Raw genomic sequence first — 17344 nt, forward strand, 5'->3', positions numbered from 1 at the left:
GGCCGGACAGTGATCGGACCGCGGGGGCACACCGGTGAGAGCAGTCACGGCAAACGCACAACACGCAGTACGTATACGGGCATCGAGCGACCCCCGGACCCGCTTCGTCCCCCTGCTCCTCGCCCTCTGCGCGCTGACGGTTCTCTTCGCAACCGCCACCCCGGTCCGAGCGGCGGAGAGCACGCCCGCCACCCAGGCCGCCTACCTCGCCGAGCGCCTCCGCGAGGGCCCGGTCTACGTCACCGACCAACTCCCCCGCGAGATCCCCCGGTCCACGGCCCCCGACTTCGCGAGGCTCGCGAAGAAGACCGGCGTCCCGACCTACGTCCTGGTCCTGCCCGCACAGAGCAGCGTCGACGGCAGGCAGTTGCTCGGCGCGGTGCACGACCGCCTCGGCCGGGACGGGCTGTACGTCCTGGTCGACGACATGGCGGTCGCCGAGGCCACGGCCTACGGGGTGCGCGCGCCGGCCGACGCCGCCTCGACCGTCACACAGTACGAACTGCCCTACGACGCCGGGCCGTTGCTGAGCTTCGAGCGCTTCGTCGACGTCGTCGCCCTGGGCGGCGAGAAGGCGTCGGCCCGTGCCGGGGCGGCACGTGAGAAGTACCAGGGCGACGAACCCGCCGAGATGTACATCGGCCCGTCCGACCGCCGCAACCAGTCCTTCCTGACCGGGATCCTGCTCACCGGCGTACCCCTGCTGATCCTGCTGGTGGCCGGTTACGCGGGGCGCCGCCGCCGGCGTTCCGGGGCCGAGCGGCGCGTCCCCCGCTGGGTCACCCCCGGCGCGGCAGTCCTCACCGCCACCGCCATCGCCCTCACCGCCGCCACCGTCTTCGACCAGACCAGGTCGAGCGCGGCGCCCCCGCCCACCCCGGCCGACCTGTCCGCCCGCGTCGAGCGTGTGGCGGCGGGCCTGAAGCAGGACCCCGTGTACGCCGATCCGGAGAGCCCGCGGGTGCTCGACGCCCGCCAACTCGCCCGGCTGCACGACCGGATCCGGGACTTCCGCCGCGCGGAGGGAGGCGGCCGGGTGTTCGTCTCGCTGGTGCCGCAGACTCCCGAGAGCGAGTCGGCCGGTGACACGATGCTGTTCGCCGCGGCGGTGCACGCCAAGGTGGGCGAGGACGGGCTGTACGTGGTCGCCGACCCCGACGACGGCACGATCGACTTCTACAACCACGGCCTGCGCCGGGACACCAACCGGCTGGCCTTCAACCTGCCGGACTCCGTCACGTTCGGCGACAGCAGGGCGGACGAGGCCGACGACCACCTCCTCGGCGAGCGCCTCGACAAGCTGATGACCTTCCTCGACGAGACCCCGCGCACCGACCGGCCCGGGTCGGAACCCGCGCCGGCCGCCGCCCCGGGGGCCGCCGACGAGAACACCCTCCCGCCGCTCTTCGCCACCGACTTCTGGCCCGGCCTGTTCGTGGGCGCCTTCGCCGCACTGCTGCTGTCCGGTGTCGTGGCCGGGGCGACGTGGATCGTGACCGGTCTGCGGCGGCGTCGCTCGCACGCGCCCGAGCCGGCCCACCTCCTGCCCTTCACCTCCCCGACCGAGCCGTCGGCGTCCTACCTCCGGCGTACCGCCTACGCCGAACTCTCCATTCTGAGCGGGGAGTTCACCGACGCGGACGAGAACACCCGCGCCTGGGACTGCCTCGACGCGGCGATGCTGCTCCTCGACGGCGACCTCGACCGGGCCCGCAGTGCAGAGACGGACGCCGCGACCCTGGTCGCCGTCGTCGTACTCGCCCGGGCGGGCCGCGCCGCGCTCACCGGCGACACCAACGACCTGTGCTGCGGCGTGAACCCGCTGCACGGGCCCGCCGTCAGCCGCCACCACGTGCGCGTGTCGGCGGAGGGCAGCCGCAGGCGCCTGCTCCCCGTCTGCGAGCCCTGCCGCGACACGGCCGTCGCCGAACCGGGCGGCATCCCGGGCCGGTTGCTGAATCTGCCCGGCACCGCGTCCGGTGCCGGCGGCCGGCCGCCGTACTACGACGCGACCCACGGCCCGCTGTCCGCCGTACCCGGCGGCATCGCCCGGCTCATCGACAAGGTGAGGGAGACCGCAGGTGTCCACTGACGTCAGGCGCGTGATCACCGTCCTCGCGGTACTGCTGCTGGCAGCGCTCACCACCACGCCGGCCCGTGCGGCGGACGGCGACGCCCCGAGCGCCGGGCAGCGCATCGCCGAGGCCCTGCGCACCTCGCCCGTCTACGTCGACGAGGCGTACGCCGACGCCGTACCGCCCTCCCGGCAGCGGCAGTTGGCGGACCGGATCCGCCGGACGGGCCTGCCGGTCAAGGTCGTTCTCACGCCGCTCACCAAGGGCGACGCCTTCGACGGCGACTCCGGCGTCCTGGCCGCAGTCGTCCGTGACCGGCTCCCGGACCAGCGCGAACTCATCCTCATCACGACGGACGGCGACTTCCCGGACTCCCTGAACGGCTACGAGTGGCCCGCCGACACCCACCAGACGCGGGACGCGGTGGCCGCCGCCGGTCTCCTGGAGGAGACCCGGGACGCGGGGCTTGCCGACGTGACCGCCAAGGCGGTGGACCTGGTGGCGGAGGGGAAGGGCACGCAGCGGTACGAGGGGGCGACGAAGGACCTGGGCGACGCCCCGGCACCGAAGACGGGACCCGGGAAGCCCGCCGGCTCGCGGTGGTGGCTGTGGCCCCTGGTGGCCGTACCGGCCCTGGCCCTGGCCGGGCTCGCGACCCACGCCCTGGTCCGCTCCCGCAAGGCCGCTTCGGCCGCTCCGGCCGTTCCCCAGCTGGTGTTCGCGACGGCCCGCGCGGCCGACGAGGCGCAGCTGCGGCGCCGGGCGGAGGCGGAAGTACTGGCTCTCGGCGAGGCGACCCAGGCGGCCGGCGTCTCCACGACACCCGGTCTCCAGCGCGCCCTCGACGCCTACGCCGCCGCAGGCAGGGTCCTCGACGAGGCCCGGGGCCTGCCGGATCTGGCTGGTGTCCTGGCCCTGGCGCAGGAGGGCCGCGACGCCCTCGCCGGCTCCCCCGGACTTCCCCTCTGCTTCTTCAACCCCCTGCACGGCCGTGCCGCCCTCCGCACCGGCTGGCGTCCGCTGGGCCGCCGGGACCGGCTCGACGTGGCGGTGTGCCAGGACTGCGCCGACGCGCTGCAGGTCCGCCGCGCCCCGGAGGTGCTCACGGACCGGGCCGAGGACGGCCGTACCGTCCCCTACTTCGAGCTCCCGGCCGGGCGGAGCGTGTGGTCGGCGACGGGGTACGGGTCGCTGACGTCACCGCTGGACGGCTTCACCTCCCGTAGCGCCAGGGCTCGTTGATCAGCGGGGCGGCCGGTCCTCCCGCAGCGCCGTGAACAGGGCGCGGGCCCGCCGGTCGTCCCACTTCACCGCGCTGCCCTTGGACGTACGCAGGTCCGGGTCGGCCACGGGCACGTTGAGCTGTCGGCCCCCGCCGGACGCGGCCTTCCGCATGGCCTCGAACAGCGACATCAGGTCGGGCAGCTCGGTTTCCTCGTCCACGATGAGCGTGTCGAGCCCGGCGCGCAGGGTCGGGAAGGACTTGGACGGGTCGGCGAGGGTGGACGGGGTGGCCGCCTTGCGGGCGAGGGCGGCGAGGAACTTCTGCTGGTTGCGGGTGCGCCCCAGGTCGCCCTGGGCCTCCTGTTTGCGCTGCCGTACGAAGGCCAGCGCCTCGGCGCCGTCGAGGGTCTGGCAGCCGGCGGGCAGATCGGCGCCGGAGTCCTCGTCCCGTACGGGCTTGTCCAGGCACATGTCCACGCCGCCGACCGCGTCCACCACCCCCACGAAACCGGCGAAGCCGATCTCCGCGTAGTGGTCGATGTGCACACCGGTGTTGCGTTCCACGGTCCGCACGAGCAGGTCGGGTCCGCCCAGGGAGAACGCCGCGTTCAGTTTGTTCGGAGCGGCCCGGTAGCTGCGGCCGGTGTCGGGATCGAGGTAGGGCGGGAGGGTCACCCAGGAGTCGCGCGGCAGGCTGAGCATCGTGGTGCCGTTGGCACCGGTGTGCAGCAGGATCACCGAGTCGGTCCGGCGGCCCTCGGCCGAGCCGGTGTTCAGCTCCTTCCGGTCCTGCTGCGACAGTCCCTCGCGGCTGTCGGAGCCCACGACCAGGTAGTTGGTGCCCTCGCCGCGCGGCACCCGGCCGGAGAGCGTGCCGAGGTCGACCTGCTGGTTGAGCCGGGTGTCGGCCCAGACGTACGTACCCGCACCGGCGAGCAGCAGGACGGACGACAGCACGGCCGCCGTACGCAGGAACCGGCGGCTCCGGCTGGGACGGCGCCGGTTCCTGCTGCCGCGCCCCCCGCGTGCGTGGACGCCGCTGGCATAGCGGCCGGGGGCGGCGGGCGAGGGCATGCCCGGCAGGGGGGCGGTGCGGGTCGAGGGCGGTGGCGCGAGGGAGGGCGCGGGCGGTTCCTGCCGTGGGGCCCACTCGGGAGGGGGTTCTCCCGGACGGTCGGTCCAGTCGGTCATCGACGCCTCGAAGGTGCTGTGGGGGTTCTCTCGGGTCAACGCATAGGCACGCTCCCGCTCCTATACGGAACCGGCCCGCCGATCTGTTCAGCGGCCGTCCCGGAGCGCTTCATCCGCTGCCACCTCAGCCGGCTGCCGAGCAGCAGCGCGACGAGCGACTGGATGACGACGAGATACATCAACTGCCGGTAGACGACGATCTGGAACGGCATCGACCACAGGGCCCGGACCGGCTCGCCGTCGAGTCTCAGCGCGTAGCCGGAGCAGACGATCTGCACGCCGAGGAACGCGAACCACACCCCGGCCGACTCCCACGGGTCGCGGAACAGCACGCCGTACAGGGCGTAGACGTCGATGACGGGCGCGAGCAGCGGCAGGGCGACCTGGAACAGCGCGAGATACGTCAGCCCGCGCCGCCCGAACCGCCCGGCGGGACCCGTGCCGAGGAGAGCCCCGCGATGCTTCCACATCGCCTGCAACGTGCCGTAGCACCACCGGTACCGCTGCCGCCACAACTGCCGCAGCGTGGTGGGCACTTCGGTCCAGGCGACGGCGGACTCCTCGTACAGCACCCGCCAGCCGGCCCGCCACAGGGCCATCGTCAGGTCGGTGTCCTCGGCGAGGGTGTCCTCGCTGACCCCGCCGACGCCGATCACCGCGTCCCGGCGGAAGGCCCCGATGGCGCCCGGCACGGTCGGCATGCACTCCAGCACCTCGAACATGCGCCGGTCGAGGTTGAACCCGAAGACGTACTCCAGATGCTGCCAACGGGCCAGCAGACTGCGCCGGTTGCCGACCTTGGTGTTGCCGCTGACGGCCCCCACGGCGGGATGCGCGAGCGGCTGGACGATCCGCTCGATGGCGTCGGGCTCGAAGACGGTGTCGGCGTCGACCATCACGACGATGTCGTACCGCGCGTGCGCGAGCCCCGTGTTGAGGGCGGCGGCTTTGCCGGAGTTGGGCTGCCGTACGACCTCCACCCGCGAATCCCCCATGTTCTCGGCGATGTCGGCGGTCCGGTCGCTCGACCCGTCGTCGACCACGATGACCTGCAGCTCCCGATGAGTGGAGTCGAGCAGCGACCGCAGGGTCGACCCGATCCCGGCCTCCTCGTTGTACGCCGGGACGAGCACGGTCACCGGCCCGGACACCTCACGCATCCAGGGCGCCCCGGTCCGGAACCGCTCCAGCCGGCGCACATGGGCCCGGGCGAACAGGGCGAGCAGCAACAGCCGCAGCACGCCGAGCCCGCCGGCGACACCGAGGATCCAGATCATGGCGGTGGAGAAGGCCTGCCCGAGACGCGTGACCTGGATCAGCCCCGTCCCCAGCCACCTCTCGACGACGGACGGGGACGCGTACGGAACGAGCCCGAGTCCTTGGGACACGGTGGTGAACCGGTCGATAGTCCGGTCCCTCAGCAGCCTGCGCGCTTCCAGATAGGCGCTTTCCGTCTGGCTGAGCTGCCGCACGATCCCCTGCGCCGGCTTGCGCGACCCCTTGTCGGCGGCGACGAGCACGTACCCGTACCCGGCGGCCCGCCGCGCCGCCTGCCACTCACGACCGCACAGGGTGTCGGGGGTGGTGGTCCGCGGCATCCGCAGCAGATTGGTGCGCAGTCCCGTGGCTCCGGCGAGTGCGCTCTGGGTCAGTTCGAGCTCGGACCGGAAGCGGGGCGCGGACGACTCGCCGAGCACGGCCCCGGTGTAGGTGTTGGACCCGATCTCGTGCCCTTCGGCACGGATGCGTCGGACGAGTTCCGGGTGCCGGGCTGCCTGTGCGCCATGCAGGAAGAAGGTGGCGCGCGCGTTGTTCCTGCGGAGCAGCTCCAGCAGCCGCGGGGTCCACACGGGGTCGGGCCCGCCGTCGAAGGTGAGGGCGACGGTCCGGGCGGGCATCCCCCCGGACCGGATCCCGTCCCGGTTGATCCCGATCACGGGCCCGCCCTTGGCGACGGCGTCCGGCACGGGCGAGGCACAGGGCGACCGCGACTTCGCGGCGTCGACCTCGTGCTGGGTCCAGCCCTCGAAGAGCAGGAGGGCGAAGACGAGGGGGAGGGTGAGGGCGAGTAACAGCCAGTGGGCGCGGGGGTCGCGGGACTGTTTGTGGCGGGCCCGGGCCTTGGATTTGGCGGGGGTCAGGGTCCGTCACCGCCTCCGAACTCTTCCTCACGGCCTCCTCGGGGGAGGGTGTCTCTTCTCGACTTGCTGTACTTGGTGGGGCTGGGGGTACACATGGGGCGCGAGTGTAGTTTTGGGCTGCCGGTTGCATGGCCATAACAGCAACTCTCACAGGGACGCGGCGGCGCTCAGCTTCCGGCTGTCAGCGCACCGGGGTGCCCTGGAGCAGGCTCATCCTTCCTGCGGTTAACGGACCTGCCGATCCTGTCCCATACAGGTCCACGTATCCGCCCTGCGCGTGCCCGGGTTGCAGGGCGACGCGATAGCAAAACGCGCGACAACGCCAACCGCCCCAAACGCAGCACGATCAGGACACGGTCCGCTCAAGCACACCCGCCTTACGCCCTAAATGTCCGTCAGGGACTTCGGCTGCTACAGGATCGCTGGTCAAGTTCCCCACGGGCGAGGGCCTATGGCAGGCATCCAAGGTGTTCTTCGAGACCGGAGGCTGTGAAGTACCGGTGCGCAGGTCACGCCATCCCCCTGCGCGCCTCGCCCTGGTAGAACTCGCTCTTATCGAACTCAAGGGGGTTCACCGCCCAATACCGCAGAGAAGATCGCCGCAGCAACCATCCGCAGCGCCCGACTGAGGGGCGGCGGATCCAACAGCGGGTCTGAGCAGAGCAAGGACACAACGTCACACCGACAGGGCCCATTAGCCCCAATTGACCCGGTTTTCAACGAGGTTCGCTCTGGCGAAAACAGCAACTTCCCCGATAGCTTCAGTGCACTCGACTGATCTCATGTGCCACGGGGAGTCCACTGTGAAGCGCCGCCCATTGCCCCTTGCTGTCGCGCTCGCCGCGTCCACAGCCCTACTGCTCACCGCATGTGGCAGCAGTGACGCCGGCTCGAAGGACAACGACAAGATCGCGGGCTCCGACACCGGATCCCAGGAGGCGACTTCAAGCCCAAGCGCTTCGGACTCCGCCGAGCGACCTGACATCAAGCTGACTGGCGGTGCGGAAGACGTCTTCGAGAGCTGGAAGACGGGCAACGCCACGGAGGACGCGGTGCTGGCGGACGCCGCGCGAGCACAGACCGCCATCAACGACGCCGTCCTCAAGGGCAAGACGGACACCCCCGGCCTCACCTTCTACTACCAAGGCGAGGCCCTCACGACGTCCGTGAAGTGGGTCCAGAAGTGGGTGGACGCCGGACTGACGTACACGGGCACCACTCGGTACTACAACCCCAAGATCAAATTGTTCAACGACACGTCAGCAGGAGTTTCCTTCTGCGCCGATGAGACCAAGGCGCACAACAAGGACCGAAAGTCAGGAAAGGTCGACAGCTCCCCGGCCTCGGACGATTCCTACGTGCTGTACAACACTCGCTTGGAGAAGAACAAGCAGGGTGTGTGGCAGACGACCAGCGGCACGTCCGTGCGCGGGAGCAAGGGATGCATTCAGTGACCAAGGTCGGTCCCGCTGCGGCAGTGGGTACGCTCGTGATCGCCTGCACACTTCTGACGCCCAGTGCAGCCTTCGCCAAGGATCCCGGCGGGTCTCAGTTCGACGTCTCGGGGAGTAACGAGACGGACGGTGGTCAGACTCTCGAGTCGCGCATCGTCTTCCGTGGATCTACCGGTGGCACTGGAGCCAAGGAAACCGGGCAGTTCACGCCCGTCGGCGACTGGACTCCACCGGCCTGCTGGTACGAGCCGAAGTGGACTCCCGCCGAATTCTCCAAAGAATTCCAGAAGCAATGGGACATCCCGCACGCCAGTGGTGTGGGAGAGGCCTATGCCTCGTCCAAGGACTACTACATCAACGGGGAACCGTACAAGGACTTCAATAAGTCCGAAACAGGAAAGGGCATGTGGTGGGACGCGGTTCGGGACAAGAGCCGAGAGGAATCGGGAGACCCGGCTGCCTTTGCTTGCGACACGAAGACGTTCTGGATCGAGAACGGCGAGACTCCAACGGTGGAGAACGCCGTGACCCCGAAAATTCTTGCCGACCTCGCCTATAGCCGAATCAAAGTACCCGACACCGAGGTGACCCTCGACCCGGCGAACACCACCAAGGTCAACCTTCCCACTTGGGCCTGGCTCGACCGGGCCAAGTTCAAGGACGTCTCAGTCACCGCCTCACTCGACGTCGGCGGTGTGAACCTCCAGGCCACAACCACCGCCAAACCCATCTCGCTCAAGCTGGAGCCGGGGACGCCGGATGCCGAGGCCTACCCTTCCTCAGGCGAGTGCACCTTCAACGACGACGGTTCGATCGGTGAACCATACGCAAAGGGAAAAGCTGACCAGACCCCGCCTTGCGGAATCAGGTACCTGCGCTCTTCCGACGGCGGCGCGTTCAAACTGCGAGCGACCATCACGTGGGAAGTGTCCTGGACCGGGACAGGCGGCGCTGGCGGGGACCTCCCCAACGGGACCTTCGGAACCGAGCAGAACGTAACCGTCCAGGAGATCCAAGCCGTCAACCGCTGAGAGTCAAGCTCCAGCAGAACCACACCAGCCGGCCGGAGAACCAAGCATGGCGAACGACTCAGATCTCAGGGTGAACGTCGACCTTCTTATGGAGTCGGAGTCCCGGCTCCGAAAAATCAAGAAGGAGTTCAAGAACCTGGGCAACCATCGGGACGACATGCGCAAGCACTGGGGCAGCGGTCACAGGCGCCATGGACGAATTCGTGGACAACTGGGGCGACTACCGTGAAAGCCTGCTCACCCACATCGCCACCGTGGGAAAGCTGATCAAGGCCACCATCGACGGGTTCACAGGCTTGGACGCCGAGCTTGCCAAGGAACTGCGCAAGAAGGAAAAGAAGAAGTGACGACGGCTCCCAAAGCCCGGCCCCGCGACTGGCATCCCCTCGCGGAGTCCGACCCTGTCCCAGGAGATCTGGAAGAGATGCGCTCCGAGGTCAAGCGGATGAAGGGTGTCGCGAGTTCTCTGCGTGAGCAGGCCCGTCTCCTTCGCGGCATCGGCAACGACGACGAGCTGGAGGGCAAGTGCGCCGTCTCCCTGCGAGACGAATCCGAGGGCCTGGAGAAGAAGCTCCGCGAGGTGGCTGAACGCTACGAGAACGTACACGGCTATCTGACCAGCTGGGCCGGCGAGCTGGAAGGCTTCCAGATCCAGCCGACGGACGCAACGACCCGGCCCCCTTCATGTCGACGTATCCTCCCTGCGCTTGCCCGAGGTGAAGGACACCCAACTAGCGAATCGAGGCACCTCAGCACTACGGCCCCGGAAGCCGCACACTGCGGGCTCCGGGGCTACCCCCGTTCGAGCACGATCAGGACACAACCAGCCCCCCCCCCGGCGAGCCCCATACAACCCTAATCCCCCTGCTTTCGCGGAAGTTCGCTCCGGTGAAAACCGGGAAGCTCACCGATACCGTCGGTGCTCTTGACTGAACTTCTGTCTCACGGGGAGTCACTGTGAAGCGCCGCCCATTGCCCGTTGCTGCCGCACTGGTGGTGACGGCAGCACTGCTGTTGACGGCCTGCGGTAGCGGGGACGACAAGTCCAGCGACAACAACAAGATCGCCGGGGCCGACTCTGCAGAGTCCACATCGCCAACTCCGCCTAGGGCATCCGATGACGACGCGAAGCGTCCGAGAATGAATCTCCCCAATGACGTCAAGGAGACGTTCGAGGGCTGGACCACCGGAGAGGCCGCCAAGGACGAAATCCTGGCGGACGCAGGACTAGCGCAATCAGCGGTGACCTATGCAGTCACGCAGGGCGATCCGGAGTCCCCCGCCCTGAGCTTCTATCAGGCGGACAGCGCCCTCGCAGGTAGCCGGGACTGGGTCAAGGGAATCGTGGACTCCGGGTTCACCTACCACGGGGCGGTCCGTTACTACGCACCCGACATCAGCGTGTTCGACAAGAAGTCCGCAGGCGTCTCGTACTGCGCAGATGAAAGTAAGGCGTTCAACAAGAATCGCAAGACCAACAAGATCGACAAGACACCCGCATCCGACGACTCCTTCGTGCTGTACAGCACACGTCTGGAGAAGAACAGCAGTGGCGTGTGGCAGACGACGAAGCTTGAGTCGGAACGGGGAAACAAGACGTGCCTGCGATAAAAGGTCAGGGTCGATGGATCGTTGCCACGACGACTGCCGGCGTTCTCACACCGGCCACTGCGTTCGCATGGGGTACGCCGGGCAAGTCCAACGGCCAGAAGGCCGCCCCTAGCGGCGGTACGGACGGAACCAGCCTCGGCTCCAAAAGCACCTTCAGCGGTTCGACGGCCGACGAGTCAGGTGGCGGCACTGGCAGCCTGCAACTAGTCGGCGATTGGTCACCGCCCGCCTGTTGGTACGAACCCCGAAGTGCTGAGGAATTCGCGAAATACGTCGAGGGACAGTACAACGAGACCGTCAACACGCCAGGTCAGCACAGCTACGCCAAGACCTCGGTCGGCAAGTTCCGCGACACTTACAAGGACGGCAAGTACAAGAACTACAACCTCGACAAGAAAGACGAGGGGAATTGGTGGGTGGCCATCCGCGACGAAGACCGCTGGATGGAGCCAGAGGCCCAGGCGTGCGACCGGAAGCCCTTCTGAGCCGAAACAGGCGATGCCCCGCCCGTCGAGAACGCCGTAACCCCGCACGTTGTTGCTGAACTCACCTACAACCCGCATCGAGTTGCCGACCACCGAAGTATCTCTCGCGCCCGAGACCGCCACCAAGGTCAATCTCCCCACCTGGGCCTGGCTCGACAGGGCCAAGTTCAAGGAAGTCTCTGTCACGGCTCAGCTCAAGGCCGGAGGCCTGAACATCCAGGCCACCACCACCGCCAAGCCGGTCTCCCTCAGGCTGGAGCCCGGCACCGAGGACGCCCCAGACTTACCCGGCCTCGGGCGAGGGCACCATCAACGCCGGCTCGATCGGCGAGCCCTACGCCAAGGGCAAGTCCGACCGGACACCGCCGTGCGGGCTCAAGTACCTCCGCTCCTCCGGCGACGGTACTCTCAAGCTCCAGGCCACCATCACCTGGGAGATCGCCTGGACCGGCACCGGCGGCGCCGGCGGCGACCTTCCGAACGGCACCTTCGGTAACCAGGACGTCACCGTCCAAGAGATTCAGTCCGTCAATCGCTGAATCAGCGCCTTGGCCCGCTACTGACAAGCCCTCACGCGAATGCGCGTGGGGGCAACCGCCACAGAGGCCGCCGAGATCTCAATGAGAGCAACGTGCACAGCCGGTCACTGAGCGGCGGCATTGACCCGGCCTCTGGAGAGCCAGAGCCTCCGAACCCGCAGCTGTGCGCGATGACCACGCTCTGGCCGCCTCGAGCAAATCGCTCGGCCGCCTCAAGCAGCGATCGAGGGGCGTCAGCCCCACCGACACCACGCTTTGAAGGCCTGCAAGAAATCAAGAGAGCTTAGCCACCGAATCCATGAACCTTCCCGGAGCCGATATCAGCGCACCTCGAAACGACAGGTTTACGCGTGTACACACCCTCGAACAGGATCGCGATACTGATGTCAATAGAATCCACAGCCCCGTGAGCTCTCACCACGCTGGAGCCCGAACGAATCCGCTCACAAGCCTGGCGACTCCCCCCTCCGCCGTGAGCCCGGAACTTCCAGGCCACCGCGACACGGAACAGTAATGCAAAGATCATCGACGCGGCCTATCACCTTGGGCTGGCTCAGTCCTCGGTGAACTCCTTCTGGATACAGGCCCCGCCGGGGCCGTTCCAGCACAGCTTCATCAGGTACTTGGCAGCGTACGGGACGACGTTGTAGTCGAAGGAACCGCAACCGGCGTCGCCACCATCCCCCTTCGTCTCCTTCAACTGCCACCCGGCCATGTACATGTAGAGCTTGCCCGTCACACCGTGCCCGTCGGCCCGCGTGTCGCACACGCGAAACGTGTCGGGGTCGGGATCAAGGTGGGTCATAGTGCCGATGGTGTGCCCGCCGCGCTTCAGTCGCAGCGTGGTGTCGACTGCACTGGCACTGCCCGTCGCGGCGACGACAAGGGTGACAGCGCCGGCCACCGCAAGGGCACCACGAGCGACTCGATACTTCCGCATCGCATCTCCTGATGATGTGTCCGTGATGCTGAGTAATCAACTATAGATCGTCATCAGGTATCTCCTGCACAGCGGGTGTATCCGTGCGACCGGCCCACCGAGACCGCGGGCCAGTCCGTGCGCGCACAAGGGCGAGTCGGCTCATCGGGTGCGAAGTGCGGCCACGGAGAAGAAGGCGGTATGCCGAGGCAGAACTCGCAGGAACGTCCCGGGGACACCCGCGTGGGCCGACGTCCCAACGTTCGTCGTTTCGCACGTGGAACGCCGCATGACCGCCAAACGCACGAGCACCGTGCATGGAGCCCGCCGTACGGGTGCCTAGGGGTTTCGAAGACCTGCGGTTCCTGGCTCCGTGCACGTACCTCGGGTCCGTCGGAACGCAGCCGCCCGGCTACCCTCACGCCCTGAGCACACCCTGTACGAGGGCCCGCGCTGCGCCTACTGTGCTACCTCGAACCGGCCGCGGATTTCGGCGGACAACTGCGGCACGTCAGGGGCCAGGTCGTCGGGACACTCAACCGCGTACCGCCAAAGCGGGGTCAGTTGAAACACACGTAACGCAGTGGGTGAGCGGCGACGTCGAGAAGATCGCCGGGCGTGTGGCCGGAAAAGTCATCGGGAGGCGTTCTTCACAGCCATGGGTGACTTGGGTCCGGCCCAGGATGATTCCGGGCAGGGCCCGCTCACTCCGAGTGTGGCGCCGTCGCGAACTCCTCTCCGTCCGGGAGTAGATTGGTAATCAGCTGCCAGACCTCCTTGGCATCGACCCGGACCAACCTGAGCGGAGTGGTGTCATCCACCTGACCGGGCAGGACCGGCTCGGCGGGCAGCTCACGATGCCAGTAGCCGAGAGGTCCACAATCCCACACCGCGAACCCGCGCACCTGCAAGGCTGACGTCCCCTCGTCGTGCCCCTGCCATGCTGCGGTCATCCGCCAGCTGGAACGCATCCCGGCGATCAACTTGGCAAGCGTGCTGAGCTGTGACTTCCGGGTGAGCCCGGCGCCTTTCAGCGCTTCGGCTATCCGGTCGATGCCTTCCTCGGCCGTCAGACCATGGAAGCTGTCCAGGGTGGCGAGCCCCGCGTCGAGGACGGCCATGGTGGCCTCGACCTCGGGCGTGGCAACGTCCACGGTGTCCTCTCCCTGGAGGTTGATCATCCGTGCGAGCGCCCAGACGAGCATGTTCGGCTCCAACCGGACATACTCTGACTCTGCGGAGCCAGGCCAGGACTCATGGGAGTAGACGTAGCCGTCGCCGATGGTGACGCCATGATGGAGGGTGCCGTGCTCACCGAGCGCCTCCACATGAAGGACGACGGTGGGAGCCCGCAGGGTGCTGACCAGCGGGCTCAGCGCGAGGTCGAGGTTGCCGACCCGGTCGGTCAGGCCGGCCTCGCGCAGTTCACGCTCGGCCTCGGCCAGTTCCTGGGGCACCTCCTCCCCTTCGATGCGGTGACCGAAGACGGCCAAGTGGCTCTCGGCAAGCCGGAACCGACCTCGCGTGCTGTCATACGAGGGCATTGGGTGTCGCTTTCGTCAGCGGGAACGTTTGGCGGTGATGGCTCAGGGAGTTCATGGAGGTCACTGGAAAATCTCCAGCCAGCTCAGCGACCTGTTGAAAAAAGCGCGAACGGCCCCGGCCCTGGTGAGGTTGCGGGTGTTGACACCGCACATCACGGCGGCCAGAGCGAGGTCGGTGGCGTCGGCCGGCCCCAAGACGGTGAAAGTGGCCTTCTTCCGTGCACCATTGCCGTGTCGAGTGGTCCGGATCTCCACACCGTTCCGGATCAGGGCACGGTCGCTGTGCCGTGCGCTGGTCGCGAGGTAGCGATACTCCCGCCCGGCGGCCTGCATCCGCAGCGCCCGTCCGGCTCTGGTCTGTGCCCAGCGGTTGCGCTTGAGCCGGACTCCGGTCCCACCGACACTGAGCTGCCCCATGTGAAGCGAGGGCTTTCGTCCGTAGGCCCAGCCCATGAAGGAGGTGGCGGGCATGGTGTCCCCCCTGACCTCGGTGACGTGACGGTCGCCGTGCCGGCTCGCCGGGTAGACCACCTCGATACTCCCGAAGTCCCCTACCGTCCCCCGATACCCGAACTTCCAGGACAGCCGGTGACCTGAACGGTCCTCCCAGTGGTCAAGGGTGTACGTGTGTTGCTGCATGGTTCCTTCCCCTCGCGCCGCTCGGCGCGGATGTGCCATGGCCGGCATCAGTCAAACGGGTTGAGGGCGCTGCCGAGTTTCTTGGCGCCGTCGGAAATGGCCTCACCGGCCTTGTCGGCCTTGTCACCGACCCAGTCCGCGGCCTCCTCCGCCCCCTTGCTGATGCTGTCCCAGTTGTCCCAGACCAGGGTTCCGGCGTAGGCGAGTCCAGTGCCGACGGCAAGGCCGACGGTGACCGGGTTGGGGGCGACCATAGCCGCGGTGAGCGAGGCGTTGAAGGCCGTACCGGTCCAGTTGGAGAGGTACTTGGCCTTGTCCTCCTTCCACGCCTTGCCGTGATCCATGGTCGCCAGGTTGGCGATGCCCCAGGCAGTGGCGCCGGCGGAACCGACGATGCCGACGCCGCGAATCCATCCGGCGGCTTTGGCCGCGTTGGCGAGACCGCCGCGTTGAGCGACGCGGAGCAAATTGGCCTCGGTGGAGGTGGGCATGTAGAAGGCGCCCTTGCGCATGTATCCGGCGAGCATCGCCGCCTCGTCGGATCCCGCGAGCGCGCTGGTCGGCACCCGAGTGAGCCAACTCCCGGCCCTGGGAATCCTGGATAGCTTGTCCCAGTGGCCGTTGATCAGCCGGGCGGTGAAGGTGCCCGGCGCATTGAGCACTTTGGAGCTTCTGAAGTACGAGATGAGCGACTTGCCGCCCAGCAGCGCCGTGGTGGACGACGTGAAGAACGCCGACAGGTTGGCGGCTCCCTCGATGTACGTCGCGACCGCCTTGCCCAGTTTCTCGTTGCCGGTGAGCTGCGTGACGGCATCGCCCTGCACCCTCACGAGCCAGTCGTCGAGGCTCTCGCCGTCCTTCTTCTTGAGCCAGTCATCGTCGACTTCACCGTCGGACGCGGTCGCATTGGCTACCAGCAGGACATCTGGTGGCAGGTCCTTGTTCTTGAGCTGCTCGGGGGTGAATCCAGCGAGCAGTAGTCCGGCCAGCGGATCGCCGTCCTCGAGGCGGGCATACGCTGCCTTCTTGCGAAGCTCGGGCGCGGTGTCCGATATCCAGGAATGCATCGGCCGTATCGCAGTCAGTTTGCTCGACACCCCGAGCGCCGAGGCTCGCGTGAATGCCTCACTGAGTTTGTCCCCAACTCCTCCCCGCCCATCGAGCAACTTGGCCAGTTGCTCGAGGTCTTGCGGGTTCACCACTCTGCTCAGCTTGCCTGTCACGAAGCTCCTTCAGGTGATCAAAGACGGCTCCTTCCCGAGAAGGAAGCAGCACAGGCACGCGAGCAGCCTACCGAGGCTACGGTTGTTGGGCCTCGGAGCCGGGCCCCGGCTCTACCTCTGGCGGGCTCGCATCAGTGCGTCCACCAGCGCCTCGCGGTGGTGAGTGGCGATCAGCAGCGACTCACCCTGTGCGGTCTGGACCACGATCTGATCCATGCCCATCGGTACGGACCATCCCCCACCCATGATCCGGGGCGGCCTGGTCTCACGACTCCTCCGTCGCAACTCCGCGAGTTCCTCACGCGATCGTGAAGTCAGGGAAGCGACGAACTCCGCATCCGTTGGCTGTTCACGAGCTTCCCGAAGTGAGTCGACCGTCAACGACTCCACCGGGATGGTCTCCCGCCCTACGGTCAGCCGCCCATCTCGAATATGGATTCGATTATAGATGCGTTTGGAAATCGGCACAGCATTAAATATGAGCGCGAGGATCGTCGAAAAACCGAGGATGACGAACCAAACCGTGCTGTCCTGGGGAAGCAGGATGCTGGCCTGATAGGCGACCCAGATGGCAAGAACCATCGCGGTAGCGATCATCCAGCGCCTCGGCAGCTTCTCCTCGTACACCACCGCCTGACCGTACGGCGCTGTCGATGCGCCGGCTGCAGAACCGTCCGTGCCGCCCACGACCGCTCCATTCGACTTAATGGGTCTTCGTTCCGGTCAGGCTACCCACTGCCTCTCAACCAGCGAGCTGGCAGGACTCCGTTAAGCGGGTTTGCCGGTTGTGTCCGGTAAGGGTGCCTCACCAACACGGTGACCTGGGTGAACCAGCCTCGCGCGGTCTTCTCACGGGCTGACACCGGCGGACCGGGCCTGGTGGAAGGGGAGGGCCACGCATAACCTCAGATGAGATCGGCGGAGGCCCAGTCGGCTATCGCAAGGCGGGGAGAAAATGACGCTTCGGTTGGCGAATCCCGAGGACCTGGAGCACTTGGCGAAACTTCTGGAAGGACGCGGTGGCGTAGAGGACCGCCTTGACGAGGCCTCACCCGAGCCGCCCGACTCGGGGTGAGCGGGCATCTGTCGCCCCTGAAGCCGATGAGGTCGTGGACTCAGAGCGAGGCCCAGGATCTGCGTAAGCGCGCCGTCATCCTGCGTCTGGAGAACGGCGACCCGATCGCCGGGCTGCTGTGGGCGGGGTTCACGCCAAAGGACCTGGAGGAGTAACAACGGCTAACACAATGAGGTGGATCGACGCTGATGGC

Annotated in this window: 14 protein-coding genes and 1 pseudogene; 8 read left to right on the forward strand and 7 right to left on the reverse strand. The window is 67.4% G+C overall.

Translation table 11 applies throughout. The annotated features are described in order from the left end of the window. Positions 1 to 34: 34 nt before the first annotated feature. Together GTY47_RS36180 and GTY47_RS36185 are read left to right on the forward strand one after the other, a co-directional pair. Positions 35 to 2092, forward strand: coding sequence for a hypothetical protein (locus GTY47_RS36180; RefSeq protein WP_010041626.1), 2058 nt, complete (start codon positions 35 to 37; stop codon positions 2090 to 2092). Continuing rightward, positions 2082 to 3317: a hypothetical protein gene (locus GTY47_RS36185; protein WP_029181291.1), complete on the forward strand. Its 1236-nt coding sequence runs from the start codon at positions 2082 to 2084 to the stop codon at positions 3315 to 3317. The genes GTY47_RS36180 and GTY47_RS36185 overlap by 11 nt, the downstream gene beginning before the upstream one ends. Here GTY47_RS36185 and GTY47_RS36190 read toward each other — a convergent pair whose 3' ends face one another. Both GTY47_RS36190 and GTY47_RS36195 read right to left on the reverse strand, forming a co-directional pair. Further along, entirely contained in the window at positions 3318 to 4529 is a 1212-nt protein-coding gene (locus tag GTY47_RS36190; RefSeq protein WP_010041628.1) for an LCP family protein, read from the reverse strand. Beyond that, positions 4526 to 6631, reverse strand: a complete 2106-nt coding sequence (locus GTY47_RS36195) for a glycosyltransferase (protein ID WP_029181292.1) — start codon at positions 6629 to 6631, stop codon at positions 4526 to 4528. The genes GTY47_RS36190 and GTY47_RS36195 overlap by 4 nt, the downstream gene beginning before the upstream one ends. An 803-nt stretch (positions 6632 to 7434) precedes the next feature. Between GTY47_RS36195 and GTY47_RS36200 the strand changes: the two genes are divergently transcribed. From GTY47_RS36200 to GTY47_RS41995, 5 genes are all read left to right on the forward strand, one after another. Continuing rightward, positions 7435 to 8085 carry a hypothetical protein gene (locus GTY47_RS36200; protein WP_029181293.1) on the forward strand — a complete coding sequence of 217 codons (651 nt, stop codon included), beginning with the start codon at positions 7435 to 7437 and terminating at the stop codon, positions 8083 to 8085. Then, positions 8082 to 9116, forward strand: coding sequence for a hypothetical protein (locus GTY47_RS36205; protein ID WP_010041631.1), 1035 nt, complete (start codon positions 8082 to 8084; stop codon positions 9114 to 9116). Before GTY47_RS36200 ends, GTY47_RS36205 begins: the two co-directional genes overlap by 4 nt. Positions 9117 to 9307: 191 nt before the next feature. Beyond that, a complete protein-coding gene (locus GTY47_RS36210) occupies positions 9308 to 9463 on the forward strand; it encodes a hypothetical protein (RefSeq protein ID WP_158688417.1) in 156 nt (51 codons plus the stop codon). Positions 9464 to 10073: 610 nt separating this feature from the next. Continuing rightward, positions 10074 to 10727, forward strand: a complete 654-nt coding sequence (locus GTY47_RS36215) for a hypothetical protein (RefSeq protein ID WP_029181294.1) — start codon at positions 10074 to 10076, stop codon at positions 10725 to 10727. Further along, positions 10715 to 11212 (forward strand): hypothetical protein, encoded by a 498-nt coding sequence (locus tag GTY47_RS41995; RefSeq protein WP_324604454.1) that lies wholly within the window; start codon positions 10715 to 10717, stop codon positions 11210 to 11212. The genes GTY47_RS36215 and GTY47_RS41995 overlap by 13 nt, the downstream gene beginning before the upstream one ends. Before the next feature lie 1092 nt (positions 11213 to 12304). On the opposite strand, the gene GTY47_RS36225 is transcribed toward GTY47_RS41995, so the two are convergent. The 5 genes from GTY47_RS36225 to GTY47_RS36245 form a co-directional block, all read right to left on the reverse strand. Next, a complete protein-coding gene (locus GTY47_RS36225; protein WP_231911134.1) occupies positions 12305 to 12655 on the reverse strand; it encodes a hypothetical protein in 351 nt (116 codons plus the stop codon). Positions 12656 to 13374: 719 nt separating this feature from the next. Continuing rightward, positions 13375 to 14214: a hypothetical protein gene (locus tag GTY47_RS36230; protein WP_010041638.1), complete on the reverse strand. Its 840-nt coding sequence runs from the start codon at positions 14212 to 14214 to the stop codon at positions 13375 to 13377. A 60-nt stretch (positions 14215 to 14274) separates the two neighbouring features. Beyond that, positions 14275 to 14685, reverse strand: a complete 411-nt coding sequence (locus GTY47_RS36235; protein ID WP_231911135.1) for a hypothetical protein — start codon at positions 14683 to 14685, stop codon at positions 14275 to 14277. 215 nt (positions 14686 to 14900) lie between these two features. Next, the gene (locus tag GTY47_RS36240) at positions 14901 to 16076 is read right to left on the reverse strand and encodes a hypothetical protein (protein WP_029181295.1); all 1176 of its coding nucleotides are present in this window, start codon (positions 16074 to 16076) and stop codon (positions 14901 to 14903) included. Between the two features lie 111 nt (positions 16077 to 16187). Beyond that, the gene (locus GTY47_RS36245) at positions 16188 to 16763 is read right to left on the reverse strand and encodes a hypothetical protein (RefSeq protein WP_029181296.1); all 576 of its coding nucleotides are present in this window, start codon (positions 16761 to 16763) and stop codon (positions 16188 to 16190) included. Between the two features lie 268 nt (positions 16764 to 17031). Here GTY47_RS36245 and GTY47_RS36250 point away from each other — a divergent pair. After that, a pseudogene (locus GTY47_RS36250) lies at positions 17032 to 17300 on the forward strand (PE-PGRS family protein); the annotation flags it as partial. Between the last annotated feature and the right edge of the window lie 44 nt (positions 17301 to 17344).

It is taken from the genome of Streptomyces sp. SID5464 (assembly GCF_009862985.1).
Taxonomy (GTDB): Bacteria; Actinomycetota; Actinomycetes; order Streptomycetales; family Streptomycetaceae; genus Streptomyces; species Streptomyces chartreusis_D.

Coding starts and splice junctions, on each gene's coding strand:
- GTY47_RS36210 (WP_158688417.1), top strand. CDS start 9,308: ATGGACGAATTCGTGGACAACTGGGGCGACTACCGTGAAAGCCTGCTC.
- GTY47_RS36230 (WP_010041638.1), bottom strand. CDS start 14,214: ATGCCCTCGTATGACAGCACGCGAGGTCGGTTCCGGCTTGCCGAGAGC.
- GTY47_RS36235 (WP_231911135.1), bottom strand. CDS start 14,685: ATGCCCGCCACCTCCTTCATGGGCTGGGCCTACGGACGAAAGCCCTCG.